The organism is Methylorubrum rhodinum, assembly GCF_014199935.1.
GTDB lineage: Bacteria > Pseudomonadota > Alphaproteobacteria > Rhizobiales > Beijerinckiaceae > Methylobacterium > Methylobacterium rhodinum.
This window is the reverse complement of the sequence record NZ_JACHOP010000004.1, coordinates 180,860-199,947: the sequence shown is the minus strand read 5'-3', so window position 1 is coordinate 199,947 and position 19,088 is coordinate 180,860. Positions and strand designations below refer to the sequence as shown.

Annotated in this window: 21 protein-coding genes and 1 pseudogene; 9 read left to right on the top strand and 13 right to left on the bottom strand. The window is 69.1% G+C overall.

What is annotated here, in order from left to right:
- Nucleotides 1-10: 10 nt before the first annotated feature.
- The gene (locus HNR00_RS06990; protein WP_183566968.1) at nucleotides 11-1,210 is read right to left on the bottom strand and encodes a GNAT family N-acetyltransferase; all 1,200 of its coding nucleotides are present in this window, start codon (nucleotides 1,208-1,210) and stop codon (nucleotides 11-13) included.
- Nucleotides 1,211-1,384: 174 nt separating this feature from the next.
- Here HNR00_RS06990 and HNR00_RS06985 point away from each other — a divergent pair, with 174 nt between their 5' ends.
- Nucleotides 1,385-2,431 carry a polysaccharide deacetylase family protein gene (locus tag HNR00_RS06985; protein WP_183566965.1) on the top strand — a complete coding sequence of 349 codons (1,047 nt, stop codon included), beginning with the start codon at nucleotides 1,385-1,387 and terminating at the stop codon, nucleotides 2,429-2,431.
- A 131-nt stretch (nucleotides 2,432-2,562) separates the two neighbouring features.
- The gene (locus tag HNR00_RS06980; protein ID WP_183566962.1) at nucleotides 2,563-3,228 is read left to right on the top strand and encodes a DUF2268 domain-containing putative Zn-dependent protease; all 666 of its coding nucleotides are present in this window, start codon (nucleotides 2,563-2,565) and stop codon (nucleotides 3,226-3,228) included.
- 74 nt (nucleotides 3,229-3,302) lie between these two features.
- Here HNR00_RS06980 and HNR00_RS06975 read toward each other — a convergent pair whose 3' ends face one another.
- The 3 genes from HNR00_RS06975 to HNR00_RS06965 all read right to left on the bottom strand — a co-directional run bounded on the left by HNR00_RS06975 (nucleotide 3,303) and on the right by HNR00_RS06965 (nucleotide 4,883).
- On the bottom strand, nucleotides 3,303-3,995 hold the full coding sequence (locus HNR00_RS06975; protein WP_183566959.1) for a L,D-transpeptidase family protein: 693 nt from the start codon (nucleotides 3,993-3,995) through the stop codon (nucleotides 3,303-3,305).
- 93 nt (nucleotides 3,996-4,088) lie between these two features.
- Nucleotides 4,089-4,511: a hypothetical protein gene (locus tag HNR00_RS06970; protein ID WP_183566956.1), complete on the bottom strand. Its 423-nt coding sequence runs from the start codon at nucleotides 4,509-4,511 to the stop codon at nucleotides 4,089-4,091.
- Nucleotides 4,512-4,676: 165 nt separating this feature from the next.
- Nucleotides 4,677-4,883: a DUF2842 domain-containing protein gene (locus HNR00_RS06965; protein WP_183566953.1), complete on the bottom strand. Its 207-nt coding sequence runs from the start codon at nucleotides 4,881-4,883 to the stop codon at nucleotides 4,677-4,679.
- A gap of 1,004 nt (nucleotides 4,884-5,887) precedes the next feature.
- Here HNR00_RS06965 and xoxF1 point away from each other — a divergent pair.
- The gene (gene xoxF1, locus HNR00_RS06960; RefSeq protein WP_183566950.1) at nucleotides 5,888-7,693 is read left to right on the top strand and encodes a lanthanide-dependent methanol dehydrogenase XoxF1; all 1,806 of its coding nucleotides are present in this window, start codon (nucleotides 5,888-5,890) and stop codon (nucleotides 7,691-7,693) included.
- 263 nt (nucleotides 7,694-7,956) lie between these two features.
- Nucleotides 7,957-8,076, top strand: a pseudogene (locus HNR00_RS06955) (transposase); the annotation flags it as partial.
- 164 nt (nucleotides 8,077-8,240) lie between these two features.
- On the opposite strand, the gene HNR00_RS06950 reads toward HNR00_RS06955, so the two are convergent.
- Nucleotides 8,241-8,546: a hypothetical protein gene (locus HNR00_RS06950; RefSeq protein ID WP_183567377.1), complete on the bottom strand. Its 306-nt coding sequence runs from the start codon at nucleotides 8,544-8,546 to the stop codon at nucleotides 8,241-8,243.
- Nucleotides 8,547-8,929: 383 nt separating this feature from the next.
- On the opposite strand from HNR00_RS06950, the gene HNR00_RS06945 reads away from it, so the two are divergent.
- Both HNR00_RS06945 and HNR00_RS06940 read left to right on the top strand, forming a co-directional pair.
- On the top strand, nucleotides 8,930-9,562 hold the full coding sequence (locus HNR00_RS06945) for a 2OG-Fe(II) oxygenase (RefSeq protein WP_183566947.1): 633 nt from the start codon (nucleotides 8,930-8,932) through the stop codon (nucleotides 9,560-9,562).
- Between the two features lie 17 nt (nucleotides 9,563-9,579).
- Nucleotides 9,580-10,260 (top strand): hypothetical protein, encoded by a 681-nt coding sequence (locus tag HNR00_RS06940; protein ID WP_376770360.1) that lies wholly within the window; start codon nucleotides 9,580-9,582, stop codon nucleotides 10,258-10,260.
- Nucleotides 10,261-10,434: 174 nt separating this feature from the next.
- Here HNR00_RS06940 and HNR00_RS06935 read toward each other — a convergent pair whose 3' ends face one another.
- The 3 genes from HNR00_RS06935 to HNR00_RS06925 form a co-directional block, all read right to left on the bottom strand.
- Nucleotides 10,435-10,893, bottom strand: a complete 459-nt coding sequence (locus tag HNR00_RS06935; RefSeq protein ID WP_183566944.1) for a type II toxin-antitoxin system RatA family toxin — start codon at nucleotides 10,891-10,893, stop codon at nucleotides 10,435-10,437.
- Between the two features lie 6 nt (nucleotides 10,894-10,899).
- Entirely contained in the window at nucleotides 10,900-11,898 is a 999-nt protein-coding gene (gene lipA / locus HNR00_RS06930; protein WP_183566941.1) for a lipoyl synthase, read from the bottom strand.
- Between the two features lie 231 nt (nucleotides 11,899-12,129).
- Nucleotides 12,130-12,852 (bottom strand): cell wall hydrolase, encoded by a 723-nt coding sequence (locus HNR00_RS06925; RefSeq protein ID WP_183566938.1) that lies wholly within the window; start codon nucleotides 12,850-12,852, stop codon nucleotides 12,130-12,132.
- 229 nt (nucleotides 12,853-13,081) lie between these two features.
- Between HNR00_RS06925 and HNR00_RS06920 the strand changes: the two genes are divergently transcribed.
- Nucleotides 13,082-13,300: a hypothetical protein gene (locus tag HNR00_RS06920; RefSeq protein ID WP_183566935.1), complete on the top strand. Its 219-nt coding sequence runs from the start codon at nucleotides 13,082-13,084 to the stop codon at nucleotides 13,298-13,300.
- A 10-nt stretch (nucleotides 13,301-13,310) separates the two neighbouring features.
- On the top strand, nucleotides 13,311-14,657 hold the full coding sequence (locus HNR00_RS06915; protein ID WP_183566932.1) for a PQQ-dependent sugar dehydrogenase: 1,347 nt from the start codon (nucleotides 13,311-13,313) through the stop codon (nucleotides 14,655-14,657).
- A 155-nt stretch (nucleotides 14,658-14,812) separates the two neighbouring features.
- Here HNR00_RS06915 and HNR00_RS06910 read toward each other — a convergent pair whose 3' ends face one another.
- The 3 genes from HNR00_RS06910 to HNR00_RS06900 form a co-directional block, all read right to left on the bottom strand.
- On the bottom strand, nucleotides 14,813-15,445 hold the full coding sequence (locus HNR00_RS06910) for a L,D-transpeptidase (protein WP_183566929.1): 633 nt from the start codon (nucleotides 15,443-15,445) through the stop codon (nucleotides 14,813-14,815).
- 100 nt (nucleotides 15,446-15,545) lie between these two features.
- Nucleotides 15,546-15,812, bottom strand: coding sequence for a hypothetical protein (locus tag HNR00_RS06905; RefSeq protein ID WP_246390376.1), 267 nt, complete (start codon nucleotides 15,810-15,812; stop codon nucleotides 15,546-15,548).
- A 100-nt stretch (nucleotides 15,813-15,912) separates the two neighbouring features.
- A complete protein-coding gene (locus tag HNR00_RS06900) occupies nucleotides 15,913-16,455 on the bottom strand; it encodes a hypothetical protein (protein ID WP_183566925.1) in 543 nt (180 codons plus the stop codon).
- Between the two features lie 151 nt (nucleotides 16,456-16,606).
- Here HNR00_RS06900 and HNR00_RS06895 point away from each other — a divergent pair, with 151 nt between their 5' ends.
- Entirely contained in the window at nucleotides 16,607-17,044 is a 438-nt protein-coding gene (locus tag HNR00_RS06895; RefSeq protein WP_183566922.1) for a hypothetical protein, read from the top strand.
- Between the two features lie 37 nt (nucleotides 17,045-17,081).
- Here HNR00_RS06895 and lpdA read toward each other — a convergent pair whose 3' ends face one another.
- Together lpdA and HNR00_RS06885 are read right to left on the bottom strand one after the other, a co-directional pair.
- A complete protein-coding gene (lpdA, locus tag HNR00_RS06890; protein ID WP_183566919.1) occupies nucleotides 17,082-18,521 on the bottom strand; it encodes a dihydrolipoyl dehydrogenase in 1,440 nt (479 codons plus the stop codon).
- Entirely contained in the window at nucleotides 18,522-19,073 is a 552-nt protein-coding gene (locus tag HNR00_RS06885; RefSeq protein ID WP_246390374.1) for an endonuclease domain-containing protein, read from the bottom strand.
- Nucleotides 19,074-19,088 lie beyond the last annotated feature (15 nt).

Sequence of the window (19,088 nt, the reverse complement as noted above, 5' to 3'; positions counted from 1 at the left end):
GCCGGAGCGTTCAGGCTCGCCGCAGGCGCCGGAACCGCTGGGCTGCGGCGAACAGGCGAGGCGAGCGCTTGACGCGGTGCTTCAGCCGCGAAGCCACCCCGGCGGCCAGGGCGACGAGATGGCCCGCAGCGCTCACCGGCACCACGGATTCGACGAGTTCGATGGTCTCGTCGCAGGTCTTGGCCTTGTAGCTCGCCTCTCCGACGCCGAGGTCGAGCGCCCGGCGGCCCCGTGCCGCTTGGTCGCCGATCAGGCGGTGCAGCAGGATCTCGCCGGGGCTGAAGCGGCCGAGTTCCGGGTCGGTGTCGAACGAGGTCCACATCCCGCAGAAGCGGTCGCGATCGACCGCGCCGCCGAAGGTCGCGAGCACGCGCCCCGATTCGGTCTCCAGCGCATGCACCTCGATCGCAGGGCCGTGGCCCCCCGCATCGGGCGCGGTGGCCGCGGCGGCGAAGCGGCGGACAGCCGGCTCGGCATAGGCGTCGGCCACGCCGAGCGCGGCGAAGCGAGCGGCCTTCTGCGCGTAGAACGCCGCCTGGATCTCTTCCGCCTCTCCTATGGTCGCGGCGACGCGGTGGCGCACCGGCCCCAGCGCCTCGATGAGCTTGCGCTCCTTGGCCCTCACCTTCTTCCGCGCATCGCCGCTGAAGACGCGCTTGAGGGTGGCCTCGGCGTCGGGGCCGAGCAGCAGGCCGTAGGCGTCGCTCGGGGCCGGCAGGCCGCGATGGCCGAGCGGGTTCGGCACGCCGTCCCAGAAGCGCGGCTGGTTGGTGAAGCGGAAGGCGTCGATGCCGGCCCGGCGCCCGGCCCGCACCAGCGCCTCGGACAGGTCCTCCGGGCGCATCGCCGCCGCCTCGCGCGAGGCGAAGAGCGGCATGTGGAAGTTGGCGTGCCGGTCGCCGATCATCCGGGCGATCCGCAACGGCCCGAGCCGCCCGACCGCGAGCGGGATCAGCAGGCGCGGCCGGCCCGCCTCGTCTTTCAGCACGAGGATGTGCGTCTTCGCGTCCGCGTCGATCCCGGCCTGCGCGTAGGCCGCGACCCAGTCGAAGCGCTGGTAGGGCGTCATCAGGGCCGCCGGATCGGATTCGAGCGCCCGCCACACCGTCTCGACGTCCGCGAGGTCGGAAACCCACGCGACGGCAAGCGCATGGCGGGGCGCGGCCCCGTCGAGGGCGATCCGACCCAGATCCTCGGCGAGTGCCGTCATGGCGTGCGATCCCGGCTGCACCGCCGGCCCGACGCCGACGGAGCGAAGGTCCGAACCCTGGCGCGGATTTCCTCAAGCGCCGGTTGACGCGGGGTCGCGACCTCCGGCGATGGGTAACGAATGCTTGTCGGCGGGCGGCTACGATCGCGGCTCCGCCTCCCGGACCCGCCGGCCATGCCCTCGTCCCGCCACCGCCTGTTCCGCGCCGGGTTTACCGCGATCGCCGCGCTCGGCGCCGACCGCTGGCTCGCGCCGCTCGCCCGCGGGCGCGGCGTGATCCTCACGTTCCACCATGTCCGGCCCGAGCCGCCGGAGCCCTTCGCCCCGAACGCGCTCCTGTCGATCACCCCGGCCTTCCTCGACCGGACGCTCACCCGCCTGTCCGACCGCGGCTTCGAGATCGTCGGCCTCGACGCGATCCCCGAGCGCCTCGCCGATCCGGCGCCGCGCCGCCCCTTCGCGGTCCTGACCTTCGACGACGGCTACCGCGACAACGTCGTCTTCGCGCAGCCGGTGCTGGCCCGGCACGGCGCGCCGTGGACGCTGTTCGTCACCGGCGACTTCGCGGATCAGCGCGGGCGCCTGTGGTGGATCGAACTGGAGCGCGCGGTGGCTTGCCTCGACCGGGTAAGCCTGTCGAGCGGCCTCGATTGCCCGGCCCGGACCATCGCCGAGAAGAGCGCCGCGTTCGACGCCGCCTACCGGGTATTGCGGGCCGGTCCGGAGGAGGTGCTGCTCGACGAGATCGCCGAACTCTGCCGCCGCGCCGGCTTCAACCCCGGTACGGTCGCCGCGGAGCTGTGCCTGACCTGGGACGAGCTTCGCGCACTGGCCCGTGACCCCGCGGTGACGCTCGGGGCCCACACCCTCTCGCACCCGATGCTGGCCAAGCACGATCCCGCCTTCGCCCGCCGCGAGATCGTCGAGAGCCGCGCCCGGATCGAGGCCGAGACCGGCCGCTCTGTCCGCCACCTGTCCTATCCCGTGGGCGATCCGACCTCGGCCGGCCCCCGCGACTTCGCGCTGGCCCGCGACCTCAGCTTCACGACCGCGGTGACGACGCGGCCGGGCCATCTCTTCGCGGACCACGCGGGCCATCCCCACGCCCTGCCGCGGGTCTCGGTGAACGGGCTCCACCAGACGGAGGCCGCGCTGGCGAGCCTCCTGTCCGGCGTGCCGTTCCTGGCCTGGAACCGCGGGCGGCGGCTCAACGTGGGGTGAGCCGGGACCCGCCGTTGCGCCGGCGGGAGGCCATCCGCTCGACCTGCGCGCGACTCCGGCAAACAGTCCCGGGGTTGCCAGATGCGGCCGCTTCGAACAGGATCGTCGAACGAAGCGATCTCGGTTCAGGGATGACGTGGACGCTCCACTGGCTCGAAGCCTCCGGCGACTTGCGCCCGTGGCGCGATACCATCGCTGCAGAGATCGCGCTCGCTCAGGAGGCCATCGCGGCTGTGATGGCCGTCCCGAAACTCGACATCCTCGTCGAACGCCAACCGGCCGCCGTCATCCCGGAAACCGGAACCGGGGGGCGCGCCTACCGGGCAAACCTGTTCTCCCTCGCGCTCGATCCTGACAACCCCCATTTCGAGACGTCGCTGCGCGCGGGGGATGTGCGCCGTACGGCCGTCCACGAAGCGCACCACTGCATGCGGATGGCTGGACCCGGCTACGGCTGGACGCTGGGCGAGGCTCTGGTGAGCGAGGGACTGGCGGGGCGGTTCGTCAGCCACGTGTTCGGATCGTCACCTGAGCCGTGGGAATGCGCCGTCTCCGACGCGGTGCTCAAGGCCAACCTTCCGGACAACGCGACACTCATCGGCAACGGCCACGATCACCGGGTCTGGTTCTTCGGCTTCGGCGGGACGCGCCCGCGCTGGCTCGGCTACACGCTCGGCTATCGGATCGTCGGCGATTGGCTGGAAGCAAAGGCCGACATCAACGCCGCCGCCTGGGTCGACGTCCCGGCGCACGAGGTGATCAAAGCGGCGTACGGACGGACGTTGTCGGACCGCTGAGCCGCCGAACGGAGCCGTGCTTCCGTTCGGCGAGCCGGTTACCGCTTCGGCAAAGCGAGCTTCCAGACGTCCGCCTACGCCGCCAGCACCACCACCTTCGTCTTCACCGGCGTGCGCGCGTACAGATGAATCATGTCCTGGCTCAGCAGGCCGACGCAGCCGCTGGTGATGCCGGAGCCGATCGATTCGGGGTCGCTGCTCGCGTAGATCGTATACAGCGTGTAGGCGCCGTTCTGGTAGAGATGGAGCGTGCGGGCACCGAGCGGGTTGTCGAGGCCGCCGGGCATGCCGCGGGCGTATTTCGCGGCTTCCGGCTGGCGCTTGATCATCTCCTTGGGCGGGGTCCAGGTCGCCCATTCGGACTTGCGGCCGACATAGGCGTCGCCGCTCCACAGGAACCCGTCGCGACCGACATTGGCGCCGTAGCGGGTCGCCATGCCGTCCTCCTCGATCCGGTAGACGTAGTACTGGCCCGGATCGACCACGATGGTGCCGGGCGCCTCCTTGGAGGCGTATTGCACCGTCCGGCGATAGTACTTCGGATTGACCTTCTTGATGTCGACCGCGGGGATCGCGAATTTCTCGTCGGGCATCGGCCCGTAGGTCCTGGCGGCCTCGGCCATCAGCGCGCCGTCGGCGGTGACGCAGCCGCCGAGGCTCAGGGCGCCGAGTCCGGCGGCGGAACCGGCCAGGAACGAGCGGCGGCTGAGAAAGGGGGCCCGAGGCTCGAAGCCGCGGAGCGCGTCGTCCTTACGATCGATCGTCATGATCCCGGACTCCTTCGTCCTGCAATCCGACGCGACCCGAAACGGCCAAGCTTGGATTGTCAAGACACACTCCGCCGGGAAAGCGCGTCGGCTTTATCTCCGCCTGCGCCTGTGGCGCGAGCGCGGCGCTTCCGAGCCCGCTTCGGCCACGCTGCCGCCGTCGTCCACGGTGCCGACGGTGAAGGCCGCGCTCATTCGGCCGCTGCGACGGCTGTAGCGGCTGCGCCGGCTGCGGCGGCCCTCCTGCACCTCCGGCTCCTCGACCGCCGGGATGCCGGGGATCGTCGCCGTCGAGGCGACCGGCACAGTGGAGGACGCACTTGCCGTCGCCCCGTCGCCGCCGCCGACATTGCGCGCGGGCGGGCCGAACATCGCGAGGCACTGGTTGTAGGCGAGGTCGTTCTTCAGTCGCTCGCACTCCGCCATGGAGCGGGGCGTGCCCTGCGCCGCGGCCGGGACGGCGAGCGCCAGCAGGCAGCCGGCCAGGAAGAATGGGGAGCGGAACGGGCGGCGCATGATGCGGCGGGCGACCCTGGGTGAAGCGGCGGGAAAGCTTGAGCGTGGCAGGCGTCCCGCCTTCTCGCCGCGGAGTGCGGCGAAAAAAGGTGCGCGCCGCGCCCCTTCCGCGTCGCCCGGCAAGATTAATTTTTCGTGTCCTTCACGCCGGTGCCGGCACGGAGCCTAACCGTCGGGCCGTTCCATCCAGCGGATCAGCGGCATGAGGGGAAAGATCCAGGCGATGCCGAGGATGCAGTAGGCGATCGTCTGGATCGCCGGATGGGCCTGCGAGATCCGGCTGTCGGCCAGCGCCATGGCGAGGGGCGCGTAGACGATCACGAAGGCCAGGATGCCGAAAGTGCCGAGGAAGGTACGCGTGCGGCGGCGCATGGGAGCGGAATACCGTCTGGGTTCGGGGTCGCAGGCCGCGATCCGGGCTCGGTCGTACCGGCCCCGGCCCCGCGCCGCAACGCCGGGACGCTGCGTCAAACCGGGCCCCGGCGACAGAACCTGCCTCTGTTCGCAGCAACGCGCGGCCGGGGCGACGCCGGTGCGGATGAGAGGGCGCGAATCGATGTGCGGACGAGGGATCGCGCGCGAGCGGGGCGGGCGAGAGGTTTTTCCGAAGAAATTGCCGCCTTGCCTCTAACGAATTGCCGAAAACTCCCGAAACCGCGGTGCAGCAAAATCGCGTTTCTGCGCATACTTACCAAGGAAAATTGCCGAAATATCCCACCAATTGACGTGCGATCCGGCGTTCTGCACTGTCCATCGTCTCAGGGATGCGAGGGCGACGGAGCGCCCGGCACCAAGGAAAATCATCCTCGAACGGCGAGCCCGCTCCATCCGGTCCGCGAGACGAGGCCAAAAGTGTCGCTTCGTACAGACAAGAAAATCGGCGAGGTCCGGAGACCCCGCCGTGATCAGATTGATGTCCTGAAGCGGTTCGCTCCAAGAATTCTCTGGTCCTAGTCGCAAACAAGATCATTATGGCGAGATCAAACGGAGTGTCAACGAAAGTAGAGTCCTCTTTTAAAAGCATTTTCATATAAAACTCTTATGACCATTCGGCATAAGACCTGGGTGGATTTGATAATCCCCGGGGGTTGTGCTGCATTGCAATATGTTTTGCTTGAAAAACACTGGGGTAATTCTGTCGCACTTATGTTTTTATTATTGCCTTTTCATCCGGATGCCGTATGTGTCTCACGGTCGATCCGAGTGTCTCCCCTCGCGGGGGCCGGCAGCCGGGGCGAACCGTCTCCGCTCCGGTCTCGGGCGGGGCGCGTCTCCGGTGACGAGCCGGCAACAACCGACAACGATCACAATCAGGCAGCAGGCCGGCCCGCCGCGCTTCAGCGCGGCCGGAAGCCGGACCTCATGCGGAGGAATCCATGAGAGCGGTCCATCTTCTCGCCCTCGGTGCGGGTATCGCTGCGGCGACCCCGGCGCTGGCCAACGACAGCGTGCTCAAGGGCATCGCCAACCCGGCGGAGCAGGTGCTCCAGACGGTCGATTATGCCAACACCCGCTATTCCAAGCTCGACCAGATCAACGCCGGCAACGTCAAGAACCTCCAGGTCGCCTGGACCTTCTCGACCGGCGTTCTGCGCGGCCACGAGGGCTCGCCGCTCGTCGTCGGCAACATGATGTACGTCCACACCCCGTTCCCGAACATCGTCTACGCGCTCAACCTCGACGACGGCGCCAAGATCGTGTGGAAGTACGAGCCGAAGCAGGACCCGTCGGTCATCCCGGTGATGTGCTGCGACACCGTCAACCGCGGTCTGGCCTATGCCGACGGCGCCATCCTGCTGCATCAGGCCGACACCACCCTCGTCTCGCTCGACGCCAAGTCCGGCAAGGTGAACTGGTCGGTCAAGAACGGCGACCCGTCGAAGGGCGAGACCAACACCGCCACCGTGCTCCCGGTGAAGGACAAGGTCATCGTCGGCATCTCCGGCGGCGAGTTCGGCGTGCAGTGCCACGTCACTGCCTACGACCTGAAGTCGGGCAAGAAGGTGTGGCGTGGCTATTCGGTCGGCCCGGACGACCAGCTCCTCGTGGACCCCGAGAAGACCACCCATCTCGGCAAGCCGGTCGGCAAGGACTCCTCGCTGAAGACCTGGGAAGGCGACCAGTGGAAGACCGGCGGCGGCTGCACCTGGGGCTGGTTCTCCTACGATCCCAAGCTCGACCTGATGTATTACGGCTCGGGCAACCCCTCGACCTGGAACCCGAAGCAGCGTCCGGGCGACAACCGCTGGTCCATGACGATCTGGGCGCGTAACCCTGATACCGGCATGACCAAGTGGGTCTACCAGATGACCCCGCACGACGAGTGGGACTTCGACGGCGTCAACGAGATGCTGCTGACGGACCAGAAGGTCGGCGGCAAGGAGCGCCCGCTGCTGACCCACTTCGACCGCAACGGCTTCGGCTACACCCTCGACCGCGCGACCGGCGAGCTGCTGGTGGCGGAAAAGTTCGACCCGGTGGTGAACTGGGCCACCAAGGTCGACATGGACAAGGACTCCAAGACTTACGGCCGCCCGCTGGTCGTGTCGAAGTACTCGACCGAGCAGAACGGCGAGGACGTGAACTCCAAGGGCATCTGCCCGGCGGCGCTCGGCACCAAGGACCAGCAGCCGGCGGCCTTCTCGCCCAAGACCAACCTGTTCTACGTGCCGACCAACCACGTCTGCATGGACTACGAGCCCTTCAAGGTGACCTACACCCCGGGCCAGCCCTATGTCGGCGCGACCCTGTCGATGTACCCGGCCCCCGGCTCGCACGGCGGCATGGGCAACTTCATCGCCTGGGACGGTGTGAAGGGTAAGATCGTCTGGTCGAACCCGGAGCAGTTCTCGGCTTGGGGCGGCGCGCTCGCCACCGCGGGCGACGTGGTGTTCTACGGCACGCTGGAAGGCTTCCTGAAGGCGGTCGACTCGAAGACGGGCAAGGAGCTGTACAAGTTCAAGACCCCGTCGGGCATCATCGGCAACGTGATGACCTACGAGCACAAGGGCAGGCAGTATGTCGGCATCCTGTCGGGCGTCGGCGGCTGGGCGGGCATCGGCCTTGCGGCCGGCCTGACCGACCCGAACGCCGGTCTCGGCGCGGTGGGCGGCTACGCGGCCCTGTCGAGCTACACCAACCTCGGCGGCCAGCTCACCGTCTTCGCCCTGCCGAACAACTGAACGTCTTTCGTAGAGCCTCCCGGTGATCCGGGAGGTTTTTCGAGGGCCCGACGACCGCCCCCGGCCGCTTCCGCGACCGGGGGCGGTTTCGTTTTGGGTGCCTGCTCGAGCGCGTCGGCTTCGACGGGCTCCCCTTCTCCCCGCACGCGAGGAGAGGGCCTTCAGGGACCTCGTCGTCCCTGCAGGAAGCGCAGGCGTAGCCGGAGCGGCGGTGGTGATTGCCCACGGTGTGCGTGAGATGCGGTCTGGAGAGGCGTTGAGCGCGGAAAATGGTCAACGCCTGCCTGTATCTGGAGAAGGCCGGCTGCCCGTCGTGCTACCTGCCGACCGACTTCGGTCCGTGGGAGACCCTGCGCATGGGGCACGACCGCTTCCGGGCCGATCTTCGACCTGTTCGTCTTCCCGGATCAGGAAGCGCCACGTCTGAACGTCGTTGCGCTCGCCCACCGACGCGCTTCGTCACGGCCGTTCGGCCGGAGGCGCGACCCTCTGGGATCGTGCGGAGCCCTGGATCGCTCGGCTCCGCCTCGCGATGGGGAACGGACCCTCAATCCCCGTTCCAGTTCCAGTCGCCGTAATCGGGCTCGCGGCAGCGGTAGCCGATCGGGCATTGCGGGTTGTCGCGGGTCGGCACGAAGCGGAGTTCGGCGATCTCGGTGAGTTCGCACAGGCTGCGGTCGCGCACGAAGCGCTCCGGCGTGCGTCCGCCGATTCCGAGCACCACCGAGCCCTCCGCCTTCACGATGCCCATCGCCTCGGCGCAGGTCAGCCGGACGGTCGGCGTGCGCGGCTGCGCGATCGCCGGGAGCGAGGCCAGGGTGGTGCCGAGAACGGCGAGGGCGACGGGCTTCATCACGCGGGGTGCGGGCACGGCCGGGGGCGACCGCCAAGCTTGAGCATGGCAGGTTCCGCGAGGTCCGGGAAGGGGTTGCCCCGCACCATCGTTCGGATCGAGCGACGGTGCGGCATTCCGGGCGCGACGAGCGCCCCGCGTGGCGGCCCCGTCGCGCACCGGGGCGTCGAGCGGAGCGAAACCCCAGGCCGTAGAGGCGGCCGCGGCGCCCGAGGCCGAGAAGAATCGGAAGCGGCCGCTGCGAACGGACGCCGCGGGGCTGCCCCGCCGATGCCGCAATCGCACCGTCTACCGTTGATGCCGGGCCACGATGGGCCCACTCTCACATCTCGCGCCGGCCGCTTCGTCCCTGCCGCGCGCGCCTGTTACGGGACAGACGAGCCATGTCGGGCCTCTCGATCCTCAACGTCGACGCCGTGCGCGCCGCGCCGGTCTCCCGCGATCCCTACACCTACTTCCTCGGCAACGGCGTGCTCAACGCGGGCGCGATCGACGAGATCCGCCAGGACTTCCCGGCCATCGCCAAGCCCGGCTACCTCACCGTGGACGAGGTGGCGCTCAAGGGCCGCTTCAAGGCGCTGATCGACGAGCTGGAGAGCGACGTGTTCTCCCGCATCCTGGGCGAAAAATTCGGCATCGACCTCGTGTCTTGCCCGCGGCTGACCACCATCATGAAGAAGAGCCAGCTCAAGTACGGCTCGATCCACACCGATGGGCCGTCCAAGGTGATGACGCTGCTCGTCTACATGAACGACGCCTGGGACGCGCCCGCCGCCGGGCGCCTGCGGGTGCTCTACGACGGCAAGAACTACGAGCCCTTCGCCGTCGAGGTGCCGCCGACCATGGGGACGATGTTCGCCTTCCTGCGGGCCGACAATTCCTGGCACGGCCACGAGCCGTTCGAGGGCGAGCGCCGCGTGGTGCAGGTCGCCTGGGTCAAGGACGCCGCCGAACTCGAGCGAAAGAAGAAGCGCAACCGCACGGCACAGTTCCTGAAAGGCATCTTCGGGCGCTAAGTCGGGAGCGCGCGGGGATGTCGGCGATGACGCAGGACGGTGGCGAGACCGGGGAGGCGGTGCGGGCGGCGGCCCCGGAGCGGGGCGTGTCCCGCCGGCTCCTCGCGATTCCCGTCGTGCTCGCCGCGGGCTGGGGCGCGCTGTTCTCCTACACCCTGCTCGCGCTCACCGACGACGGTCACGAGGCCGCGTCCCGCCCGGCCCGCTACGCTAGCGCCGATCCCGGCGGCATCGACGTGCCGGAGGTGCGCCTGCCCGAGCCCGAGCGGGTGCCGCTCCTCGTTCCCGCGAACCAACAACACGCCCAGCAGCCCCGCCTCGTGCCGGTCGCCGCCGTGGCGCCGGCCCCCGAGGTCCCGGCCCAGCCCGAGCCGCCGCGGCCCGCCGCGCCGGTGCTGGAGCGCGCGGCCTATGTCGGCGTCTGGGGCCCGAATCCGGTGGCCTGCGGCCAGCGCCAGCGCCGCCGCGGCTTCCTGCCCGCCACCATCACCGAGGAAGGCGCGAAGGCCGGCCGCACCGTCTGCCGCTTCCGCAACAACCGCCGCGACGGCGCCTCCTGGACCATGGCGGCCGATTGCAGCGAGCGCGGCCGCCGCTGGACCTCGCAGGTGCGGCTCCTCGTCGAGCAGGACCGGCTGACCTGGTCGAGTCCGAAGGGGCTGGCGAGCTACATCCGCTGCGGCCGCAAGGCGGGTTGAAGGCTCCGCTGTCCGGGTATCCCCTCGCCCCGCCGTGCGGGAGAGGGTTTGGGCGACCGTGTCGCCGTCTCGTGGATGCCCACGACGGCAGTCGCCGGCCGGGAGCGTTTCGCCGCCGCCCCGAACCTCTTCCCACGAGGCGGGAGAAGAAACGCGCTCGCCATCCGAAGACAGCTAGGCTGGCGCGCCGTATATCGCCCGCGCTCTTCCCTCGAAGGCGTCGGTGAACTTGCGGAAGGCGCGGTCGAACATCGAGCCCATCAGCAGGCCCAGCGTGCGGCTCTTGAACTCGTAGGTGATGAAGAAATCGATGTCGCAGCCGCCCTTGCCGTCCTCGCGAAAGCTCCAGCGGTTCTCGAGGTGGCGGAACGGGCCGTCGATGTATTCGGCGGTGATCTTCCGGTTCGCCGGGTCGAGGGTGACGCGGGTGGTGAAGCGCTCGCGGATCGCCTTGTAGCCCACGCCCATCTCGGACACGCGCACCATGGTGCCGTTCGGCCCCTCCGTGTCACGCAGCACCCGCAGCGATTCGCAGAGCGGAAGGAACTCCGGATAGCGCTCGATATCGGCCACGAGGTCGTACATCTGCGTGGCCGTGTGGCGCACGTTCCTCGTGATGCGGAAGGAGGGCATGGCGGCTCAGGCGGTGGCGGGAAGCGGGACCGGCCCGAGCTTGGCGAGGCGGGCTGCCTTCAACCGGGCGAAGTCCTCGCCCGCATGGTGGGAGGAGCGCGTCAGCGGGGTGGCCGAGACGAGCAGGAAACCCTTGGCATAGGCCGTGGTTTCATAGGCCTTGAACTCGTCCGGCGGCACGAAGCGCACGACCTCGTGATGCTTGCGCGTCGGCTGGAGGTACTGGCCGATGGTGAGGAAGTCGACATCCGCCGAGCGCAGGTCGTCCATCAGCTGCACGACCTCGTTCCGCTCCTCGCCCAGGCCGACCATGATGCCGGACTTGGTGAAGATCGTCGGGTCGAGCTCCTTCACCCGCTGCAGCAGGCGCACGGAGTGGAAGTAACGCGCGCCCGGCCGCACGGTGACGTACTTGCCGGGCACGGTCTCCATGTTGTGGTTGAACACGTCGGGCCGGGCCGCGACCACGACTTCGAGCGCGCCGGGCTTGCGCAGGAAATCCGGCGTCAGGATCTCGATGGTGGTGCCGGGACTCGCCTGCCGGATTGCCGCGATGGTGCGGGAAAAGTGCTCGGCGCCGCCGTCCTTCAGATCGTCGCGATCGACCGAGGTGACGACGACGTGGTGCAGGCCGAGCTTAGCCACCGCGTCGGCCACCTTCTGCGGCTCGGCCGAATCGAGCCCCTCCGGCAGGCCGGTGCGCACGTTGCAGAACGAACATGCGCGGGTGCAGGTGTCGCCCATGATCATGAAGGTGGCGTGGCGCTTCTCCCAGCACTCGCCGATGTTGGGGCAGCCCGCCTCCTCGCAGACGGTGACGAGGCCGTTGGCGCGGACGATGTCCTTGGTCTCGGCCCAGAGCTTCGAACCCGGCGCCTTCACCCGGATCCAGTCGGGCTTGCGCTGGATCGCCGTGTCGGGCCGGTGCGCCTTCTCGGGATGGCGCGGACGCACGTCCTGCTTCGGGCGCGTGTCGTTGGAGAGGAGATCGAGGACGACGGCCATGATGGGGGGCGAGCGCTCGTGATCCCGGCGGACGGCCCGGGCGCCACCTCGATCTAAGCCCTCGGGGGGCCTGCCGCAAAGGGGTGGGGCGACAACCTGCCCTATGCGTAACCACGGCTTCGCTGGCATCAGACGGCGGCCAAGCCGTTGTCTGCCCGCGCGAATGAACGGCGGCGACTGTCCGCCGGGCGCATCGATCCCGACCGCAGGTCGGGGCGATGCACCAAAAGATCAGTTTCGGCCGGGGACCGAGGCGTAGCGGGCGGGACCGGCGAGACGCAGGTCGGGCACGGTGTACTCGGCGGTCAGCGTCGGCTGGACGCGGCCGGTGAGCGGCAGGCCGATCATGCCGGACTGCGCGGCAGCGACCTGGAGCGGCATCACCCGGCCCGAGGCCACCTGCACCACGGCGCGGGGGCGGACCGCCGGCAGGTAACCCTCGCGGTCGCTCTTCTCGTAGAACACGTTGCCGCCCGCGGCGACCACGTAGTGCATGTTCTTGTAGGGGAAGCTGTAGCCGGCTGTGTGGAAGTGCAGCGCCTGGCCGACGCCGTCGTGGCGACGGCCCGACAGCAGCAGGTCGGCGACCTTCTCCAGCCGCGGGCGATCCTGGTCGCGGACGGGCTTCGTCAGCACGCCGTTGGCGAATTGCCGCTTCTGGCCGACCACCTCGCAGATCCGGCCCGGATAGGCGGGCGCGTCGAGGCGGTTCATCACCACCGTGCCGACTGCGAGCAGCCCCTCCTCGTCGGAGCGGTTCGACTCGAAGTACATCGCGCGGGCGAGGCACTCCTTGTCGGCGGCGGTCGGGGTCTGCACGACCTTGGCGTTCGCCGCGATCGAACCCGTGGTCAGCTCCTGCTGCGGACGGAACAGGCCGCACCCCCCAAGGCTCGAACCGGCGACCGCGAGCGCGGCGAGGCAGACGAGGCGGAGGTGACGGTCGTTGCGCATTCAGGCTCCCCGGAGCTGGGCAGAGGGCATGGAAGGACGGCTCGTTATGCTTAAGCTGAACCCATTGCCCGCCGGGTGCAAAGGAACGGTTAAGCCTGGAGGCCGAATCCGGATCGGTGTGTCTTTTCGCACACGGGTCCGGCAACCGGGCCGACGCCGACGGAAATGAACGCTCCGCCAGCTTGGGCGTTGATGATGTTCGCGCCTCGCTCGGCAGAAAGGTTCCGCCATGGACACGGCCTCTTCGGACACGGCTCCCACCACATCCGAAGCGTTCGACGAGCGCCTGCGCGAGGAGGCCGCCACCGCCGGCCGCGCCGCCCTCGATTCGGCGCTCCAGCGCTTCACCACCGAGCAGCGCGACGCCTTCTGGAACGCGATCGGACTCTACTACTCGACCCGCCGTCATCCGGGTGCGAACGACGCCGCCGTCGCGCCCGCGCTCTGAGGTCCAACCGATGCGCACCGCCGCCAAGGTCGGACTCGCCGCCCTCGTCCTCGCGCTGGCGGGCGGAGCCGCCTTCACGCGTTTCGTGCTGTATCCCGAAAGCGCGACGCTGGATTTCGCGGCCGGCACCGGCCCGAACCCGACCCTGCCGCCCCCCAACCCGACATTGATGCCGACCGTCAACATCGCCCGCATCGCCCCCTGGGCCGAGGGCGCGACGCCGAAGCCGGCGGCGGGGCTCAACGTTGCGGCCTTCGCCACCGGCCTCGACCACCCGCGCTGGCCTTATGTCCTGCCGAACGGCGACGTGCTGGTGGCCGAGAGCAACAGCCCGAAATCCGGCGACAAGAGCACCGGCCTCACCGATTGGGTCGCCGACAAGGTGAAGAGCCTGGCCGGTGCCGGCGTCGACAGCCCCAACCGCATCGTGCTCTTGCGGGATAAGGACGGCGACGGGGTCGCGGAGGAGCGCCACGTGCTGCTGAAGGGCCTCACCTCGCCCTTCGGCATGGCGCTGGTCGGCGCCGACCTCTACATCGCCAATGCCGACGCGCTGGTGCGCGTGCCCTACACGGAAGGCCAGACCGAGATCACGGCGAGCCCGGAAAAGGTCGCCGACCTGCCGTCGGGCATCAACCACCACTGGACCAAGAACGTCGTCGCCAGCCCGGACGGGCAAAAGCTGTTCGTCACGGTCGGCTCGAACAGCAATGTCGGCGAGAACGGCCTCGACATCGAGAAGGGCCGCGCGGCAATCTGGGAATACACGATTCGGTCCAAGGCGATGCGCGAGTTCGCCACCGGCCTGCGCAACCCCAACGGCCTCGCCTTAGAGCCGACGAGCGGCGCGCTCTGGACCGCGGTGAACGAGCGCGACGAGATCGGCAGCGACCTCGTGCCCGACTACGTCACCCACGTGCAGGAGGGCGGCTTCTACGGCTGGCCCTGGAGCTATTGGGGGCAGCACGTCGACACGCGGGTGCAGCCGCCGCGGCCGGACCTCGTGGCGAAGGCGATCGCGCCGGACTACGCCGTCGGCACGCACACCGCCTCGCTCGGCATCGCCTTCTCCGCGGGCTCGACCCTGCCGGATGCGTGGAAGAGCGGGCTATTCGTGGCCCAGCACGGCTCGTGGAACCGCCGTCCGAAGAGCGGCTACAAGGTGATCTACATCCCGTTCAAGGACGGCAAGCCCGCGGGCGCTCCGGTCGATGTCCTGACCGGCTTCCTCAACGCCGACGAGAAGGCGCAGGGCCGGCCGGTGGGCGTGGCGCTCGACAAGACGGGGGCGCTGCTGGTGACGGACGATGTGGGGAACGCGGTGTGGCGGGTGAGCGCAGCGGCGGCTTCGAACTGAGGCGATGCTCGTGGTCTCCTACCCCCCCTCATCCTGAGGTGCTGCGGAGCAGCCTCGAAGGAGGGCTCCAGGAAACGCGCGACGGGCTGGAGCGCTTCTTCGAGGCCCGCTGACGCGGGCGCCTCAGGATGAGGGAGGTGGGTCGGATCGGCGTCTCAGTACACGTCCCCGTACCCGACCGGAGCTGGCCCGTAAGGATCGTCGAACGGATCGCGCGCCCGCCGCCGGACCGGCGCGTAGACATCCTCGTCCCACACCCCGCCGCGGGAGCGCACGACGACGCCCTCGTCGGCGCCGTAGCGGCGAGCGGACACGGTCGGCGCCGGGCGATGCAAGTCGGCAACGGGCGCTTCGCCGACGCTGCCCTCGATCACGACGCGGGTGTTGGCCATCTTCTGCTGCTTCACCAGGGCGAACAGGGTCGCGGCGTTGCGCTGAGAGAGGCGGACGCAGCCATGCGAGGCCGGCTGGCCGAGGCGGCGGGTGTGGGTGGTGCCGTGGATCGCGTGGCCGACCTGGGTGAAGAAGATCGCGTGCGGCATGGGCGCGTTGTCCCACTCGCGCGAGAAGTGGCTCGCCTCCATGCGGAACGGCTTGTAGCTGCCGCTCGGCGTGTCGTGGGCCGCGGTGCCGGTCGAGACCGGCCATGTATGACGGGTCTGGCCGTCGACCGCGACGCTCATCCGCTGCGCGTCCTTGTCGACGCTGATGAGCAGGTCCGCCCGCGCCGCGGGCGCGGCGGCGAGCAGGACGGCACTCGCGAGAAGGGCGGCCGGGCGCAGGCGCATCGCTTCGAAAACTCCGGAATCCGAATGCTCTGCGACGGTAGATGCGCCCGCGCGGCCCCGCTTCAACCGCCTCTGCGCAATCTCACCCGCACGCTCACCCTCAAGTTCCCCCTTGGGCGGCGTGGCGGACATAGCCGCGGGAGATCAACCGGCTGTTCTCGCGGGCGCGGCGCTCCGCCTCCATCAGGTCGGACAGGGCGTCGGTGATGGCGCAGCGCAGCGCGAGTCCGGCATCGCCGTGGGCGGTGACGAGATAGGCCTGCGCGATGTCCTCGATCGGACATGAGGGCTCGGCGTCCCCTCCCCGCGCGGCTCCGGTGCAGTCGATCGCGCGATGCGCAGCGGGCTGGCGCAAGGGCTCGGGCATGGTCTCTCTCCGACTCGGCATGAGAACGAAGATAGAACATCAGCGGACGGTTAACGAGACCTTACCGCGATCCCTCAAGCTTGTGGACGACTCGGAGGCCTCAGGGCATCCCGCGTCCGTTGAACGGATCGGTATAGGCATCGACCGCGCTCGGCGCGCCCGCCATGCCGGCGCCGGCCGGCGCGCCGCCCGCCCCGCCGGTGCCGACACCGGGCGTGAGGCGGTTCGGATCGAGCACGCCGCTGCGGGCGCCGGTCCCTGCACCCGTCCCGATGCCTGCTCCCGTGCCGCCGACGGAGCCGGTGGTCAGGCCCGCATCGAGATCGGGTGTCAGGCTGGTGCCGGGAATCGCCGCGAGACCGGCCGAGCCCCCTCCCCCGCCGAAGCTGAGGCCGCCGGGATCGGTCAGGCCGCCGGTGCGCACGGTGCCGCCGATGGCGGCGACGCCCCCGGCCGGGAGCACGCCGGAGAAGCCGAGCCCGCCGGCATTGGCGATGCCGAGCGTGCCGGCCGGCACGCTGCTTCCCGGAAACGGCAGGCTCGGCACGGAAGTCATCGGCGCCGTCTGCGCCTGCACCGACGCGGCGGCGAGGCTCAGGGCCAGCACGAGGGCGCCGCGGGACGTTCCACCAATGCGGGTCATGACCGCCTCCCTTTGTCGAAATTCAAGGAGCCAACGCGGAGGGCGCGACGGTGGTTTCGCAGGGTTCGCGGCCGAGGGACGCGCGCGGGCTTGCGAATCCCGTCCGGACGATCCGACAATCGAGCGTTGCCGTTCACCCGAGGAGGCGCCGATGGCCCAGGGTCCGCTGTCGTATTCGTGGTTGTCGTTCCCGTTCTACGCGCCGCTGAGCGGATCGGTGACGCAGGACCTCTCGAACCATCTCTATCAGGGCGTGCCCGAGATCGAGGTCGCGGTCATCACCGAGGCCGGAAGCTTCGGGTCGCAGCTCGGGGCGCTGACGAAGGTGGTGCTCGAACTCGCCGAACGGGTCGTTCCGGGCTACGACGAGACCAAGGCGGAAACCCTCGGGGCGCTGAAGGCGAATCCGGAAGACGCGAGCGAGGCGAAGACGCCGCTCGAACAGCTCATCGTCCTCGACGCACTGGTGGACGAGATCAAGAAGCGCCATCGCCAAGCGGCGGAACGCGACGCTCGGCGGGCGCTCGAACAACTGAAGCGGTTCGACGAAAAGCGCTACGCCAGCTTCGTCAAAAGCCTGAACCGCTGAGGCCGGGCGGCGCAGTGGCCGCCCGGCGATCACGCGATCAGGTGTGGATCACCCGGCCATAGGCGTCGAGCACGCTCTCGTGCATCATCTCGGACAGCGTCGGGTGCGGGAAGACCGTGTGCATCAGGTCCTCCTCGGTCGTCTCCAGCGTCATCGCCACGACGTAGCCCTGGATCAGCTCGGTCACCTCGGCCCCGACCATGTGGGCGCCGAGCAACTGGCCGGTCTTGGCATCGAAGATCGTCTTGATCAGGCCGTCCGGCTCGCCGAGCGCGATGGCCTTGCCGTTGCCGGCAAACGGGAAGCGGCCGACCTTGATGGCGAAGCCGAGATCCTTCGCCTTCGCCTCGGTGAGGCCGACGCTGGCGATCTGCGGGTGGCAATAGGTGCAGCCGGGGATCTTGCCCTTGTCCATCGGGTGGGTGTGAAGGCCCTTGATGGTCTCGATGCAGATCACGCCCTCGTGCTCGGCCTTGTGGGCGAGCATCGGCGGGCCGGCGACGTCGCCGATGGCGTAGACGCCCGGCACGTTGGTGCGCCCGAGCCCGTCGGTGACGACGATGCCGCGCTCGATGGTCACGCCGAGCTTCTCCAGGCCGAGATTCTCGATGTTGCCGACGACGCCGACCGCCGAGATCAGCTTGTCCGCCGTGAGCTGCTGCGCCTTGCCCTTGTCGTCCTCGACGGTCGCCGTGACGGAGTTGGCGCCCTTCTCGACCTTCGTCACCTTGGCGCCGGTGAGGATCTTGATGCCCTGCTTCTCGAAGCGCTTGCGGGCGAGCCCCGCGATCTCGGCATCCTCGACGGGCAGGATCTGCGGCAGCAGTTCGATCACCGTCACCTCGGCGCCCATGGTGCGGTAGAACGAGGCGAACTCGATGCCGATGGCGCCCGAGCCCATCACCAGCAGGCTTTTCGGCATCGCCTCGGGCACCATGGCCTCGTAATAGGTCCAGATCAGCTTCTTGTCGGGCTCTATGCCGGGCAGGACGCGGGGTCGCGCGCCGGTGGCGACGATGATGTGCTTGGCCTGGTAGCTGCCCGCACCCTTGGCGCCCTTCGGGGCGTCCGCGCGCTTGGTCTCCTTGACGGCGACGGTGCCCGGATTGTTGCCCTTCGGCGCCGCCTCGATCGTGCCCTCGCCCCAGATCACGTCGACCTTGTTCTTCTTGAGCAGCATGCCGACGCCGCCGTTGAGCCGGCCCGAGACGCCGCGGGAGCGCTTGACGATCGCGGCCGCGTCGAAGCCGACGTTGTCGGCCTTCAGCCCGTAATCGCTCGCGTGTTGCATGTAGTGGTAGATCTCGGCCGAGCGCAGCAGGGCCTTGGTCGGGATGCAGCCCCAGTTCAGGCAGATGCCGCCTAAGTGCTCGCGATCGACCACCGCGGTCTTGAAGCCGAGCTGCGCCGCGCGGATCGCGGTGACGTATCCGCCGGGGCCCGCGCCGATGATGAGGACGTCGTAGGTGTCAGGCATTCAGGTCTCCGCGCATTCCCCTCCCCCTTGCGGGGAGGGGGTAGGGGGTGGGGGTGGTGCCGCTTGGGAGATGGTTTCAGAGCCGGGCGTGGCGCGAAGTGCGGCGTCGATCGTGTCGAGGACGATGTCGATCTCGCGTAAGATTGTCCGGTTGGGAAACCGCAGAACGCGATAACCCTGACCACGAAGATACTGGTCACGCTCCGCGTCGTAAGTCTCGCCGCGGGCAAAGCCATGTTGCTCACCATCGACTTCGATGATGAGGCGCCGCGAGAAGCAGCAGAAATCGGCCACGTAAGGACCGATCGGGACTTGGCGCCGAAAATATGAGTCGTCGATCGGAAGGCGATGGCGCAACTGCCACCAGAGACGCTTCTCGGGCTCGGTCAACTGCCGCCGCAGCGTTTTCGCGTTGGCGGCGGCGCGACCTGTCACATGCGTCCGAGGCGGCTTGCTCCAGACCATCTGATCAAGGGCGAGGCACGGGAGCCCCGGCTCCTCTCGAAACCGCTTGGCCTCCGAGACGGCGCCGTTGGCTCCGTTCAGACTCATCCTGCACGACCCCCA

Bases quoted from the DNA above. Each gene is read 5' to 3' on its own strand.
- lipA (WP_183566941.1), bottom strand. From the start codon at position 11,898: ATGGCCGTCGTCCTCGATCTCCTCTCCAACGACACGCGCCCGAAGCAG.
- HNR00_RS06905 (WP_246390376.1), bottom strand. From the start codon at position 15,812: ATGCCCGAGCCCTTGCGCCAGCCCGCTGCGCATCGCGCGATCGACTGC.
- HNR00_RS06950 (WP_183567377.1), bottom strand. From the start codon at position 8,546: ATGAAGCCCGTCGCCCTCGCCGTTCTCGGCACCACCCTGGCCTCGCTC.
- HNR00_RS06920 (WP_183566935.1), top strand. From the start codon at position 13,082: ATGGACACGGCCTCTTCGGACACGGCTCCCACCACATCCGAAGCGTTC.
- HNR00_RS06940 (WP_376770360.1), top strand. From the start codon at position 9,580: ATGTCGGCGATGACGCAGGACGGTGGCGAGACCGGGGAGGCGGTGCGG.
- xoxF1 (WP_183566950.1), top strand. From the start codon at position 5,888: ATGAGAGCGGTCCATCTTCTCGCCCTCGGTGCGGGTATCGCTGCGGCG.
- HNR00_RS06965 (WP_183566953.1), bottom strand. From the start codon at position 4,883: ATGCGCCGCCGCACGCGTACCTTCCTCGGCACTTTCGGCATCCTGGCC.
- HNR00_RS06895 (WP_183566922.1), top strand. From the start codon at position 16,607: ATGGCCCAGGGTCCGCTGTCGTATTCGTGGTTGTCGTTCCCGTTCTAC.
- HNR00_RS06980 (WP_183566962.1), top strand. From the start codon at position 2,563: ATGACGTGGACGCTCCACTGGCTCGAAGCCTCCGGCGACTTGCGCCCG.
- lpdA (WP_183566919.1), bottom strand. From the start codon at position 18,521: ATGCCTGACACCTACGACGTCCTCATCATCGGCGCGGGCCCCGGCGGA.
- HNR00_RS06910 (WP_183566929.1), bottom strand. From the start codon at position 15,445: ATGCGCCTGCGCCCGGCCGCCCTTCTCGCGAGTGCCGTCCTGCTCGCC.
- HNR00_RS06925 (WP_183566938.1), bottom strand. From the start codon at position 12,852: ATGCGCAACGACCGTCACCTCCGCCTCGTCTGCCTCGCCGCGCTCGCG.
- HNR00_RS06900 (WP_183566925.1), bottom strand. From the start codon at position 16,455: ATGACCCGCATTGGTGGAACGTCCCGCGGCGCCCTCGTGCTGGCCCTG.
- HNR00_RS06970 (WP_183566956.1), bottom strand. From the start codon at position 4,511: ATGCGCCGCCCGTTCCGCTCCCCATTCTTCCTGGCCGGCTGCCTGCTG.
- HNR00_RS06885 (WP_246390374.1), bottom strand. From the start codon at position 19,073: ATGAGTCTGAACGGAGCCAACGGCGCCGTCTCGGAGGCCAAGCGGTTT.
- HNR00_RS06935 (WP_183566944.1), bottom strand. From the start codon at position 10,893: ATGCCCTCCTTCCGCATCACGAGGAACGTGCGCCACACGGCCACGCAG.
- HNR00_RS06975 (WP_183566959.1), bottom strand. From the start codon at position 3,995: ATGACGATCGATCGTAAGGACGACGCGCTCCGCGGCTTCGAGCCTCGG.
- HNR00_RS06915 (WP_183566932.1), top strand. From the start codon at position 13,311: ATGCGCACCGCCGCCAAGGTCGGACTCGCCGCCCTCGTCCTCGCGCTG.
- HNR00_RS06945 (WP_183566947.1), top strand. From the start codon at position 8,930: ATGTCGGGCCTCTCGATCCTCAACGTCGACGCCGTGCGCGCCGCGCCG.
- HNR00_RS06990 (WP_183566968.1), bottom strand. From the start codon at position 1,210: ATGACGGCACTCGCCGAGGATCTGGGTCGGATCGCCCTCGACGGGGCC.
- HNR00_RS06985 (WP_183566965.1), top strand. From the start codon at position 1,385: ATGCCCTCGTCCCGCCACCGCCTGTTCCGCGCCGGGTTTACCGCGATC.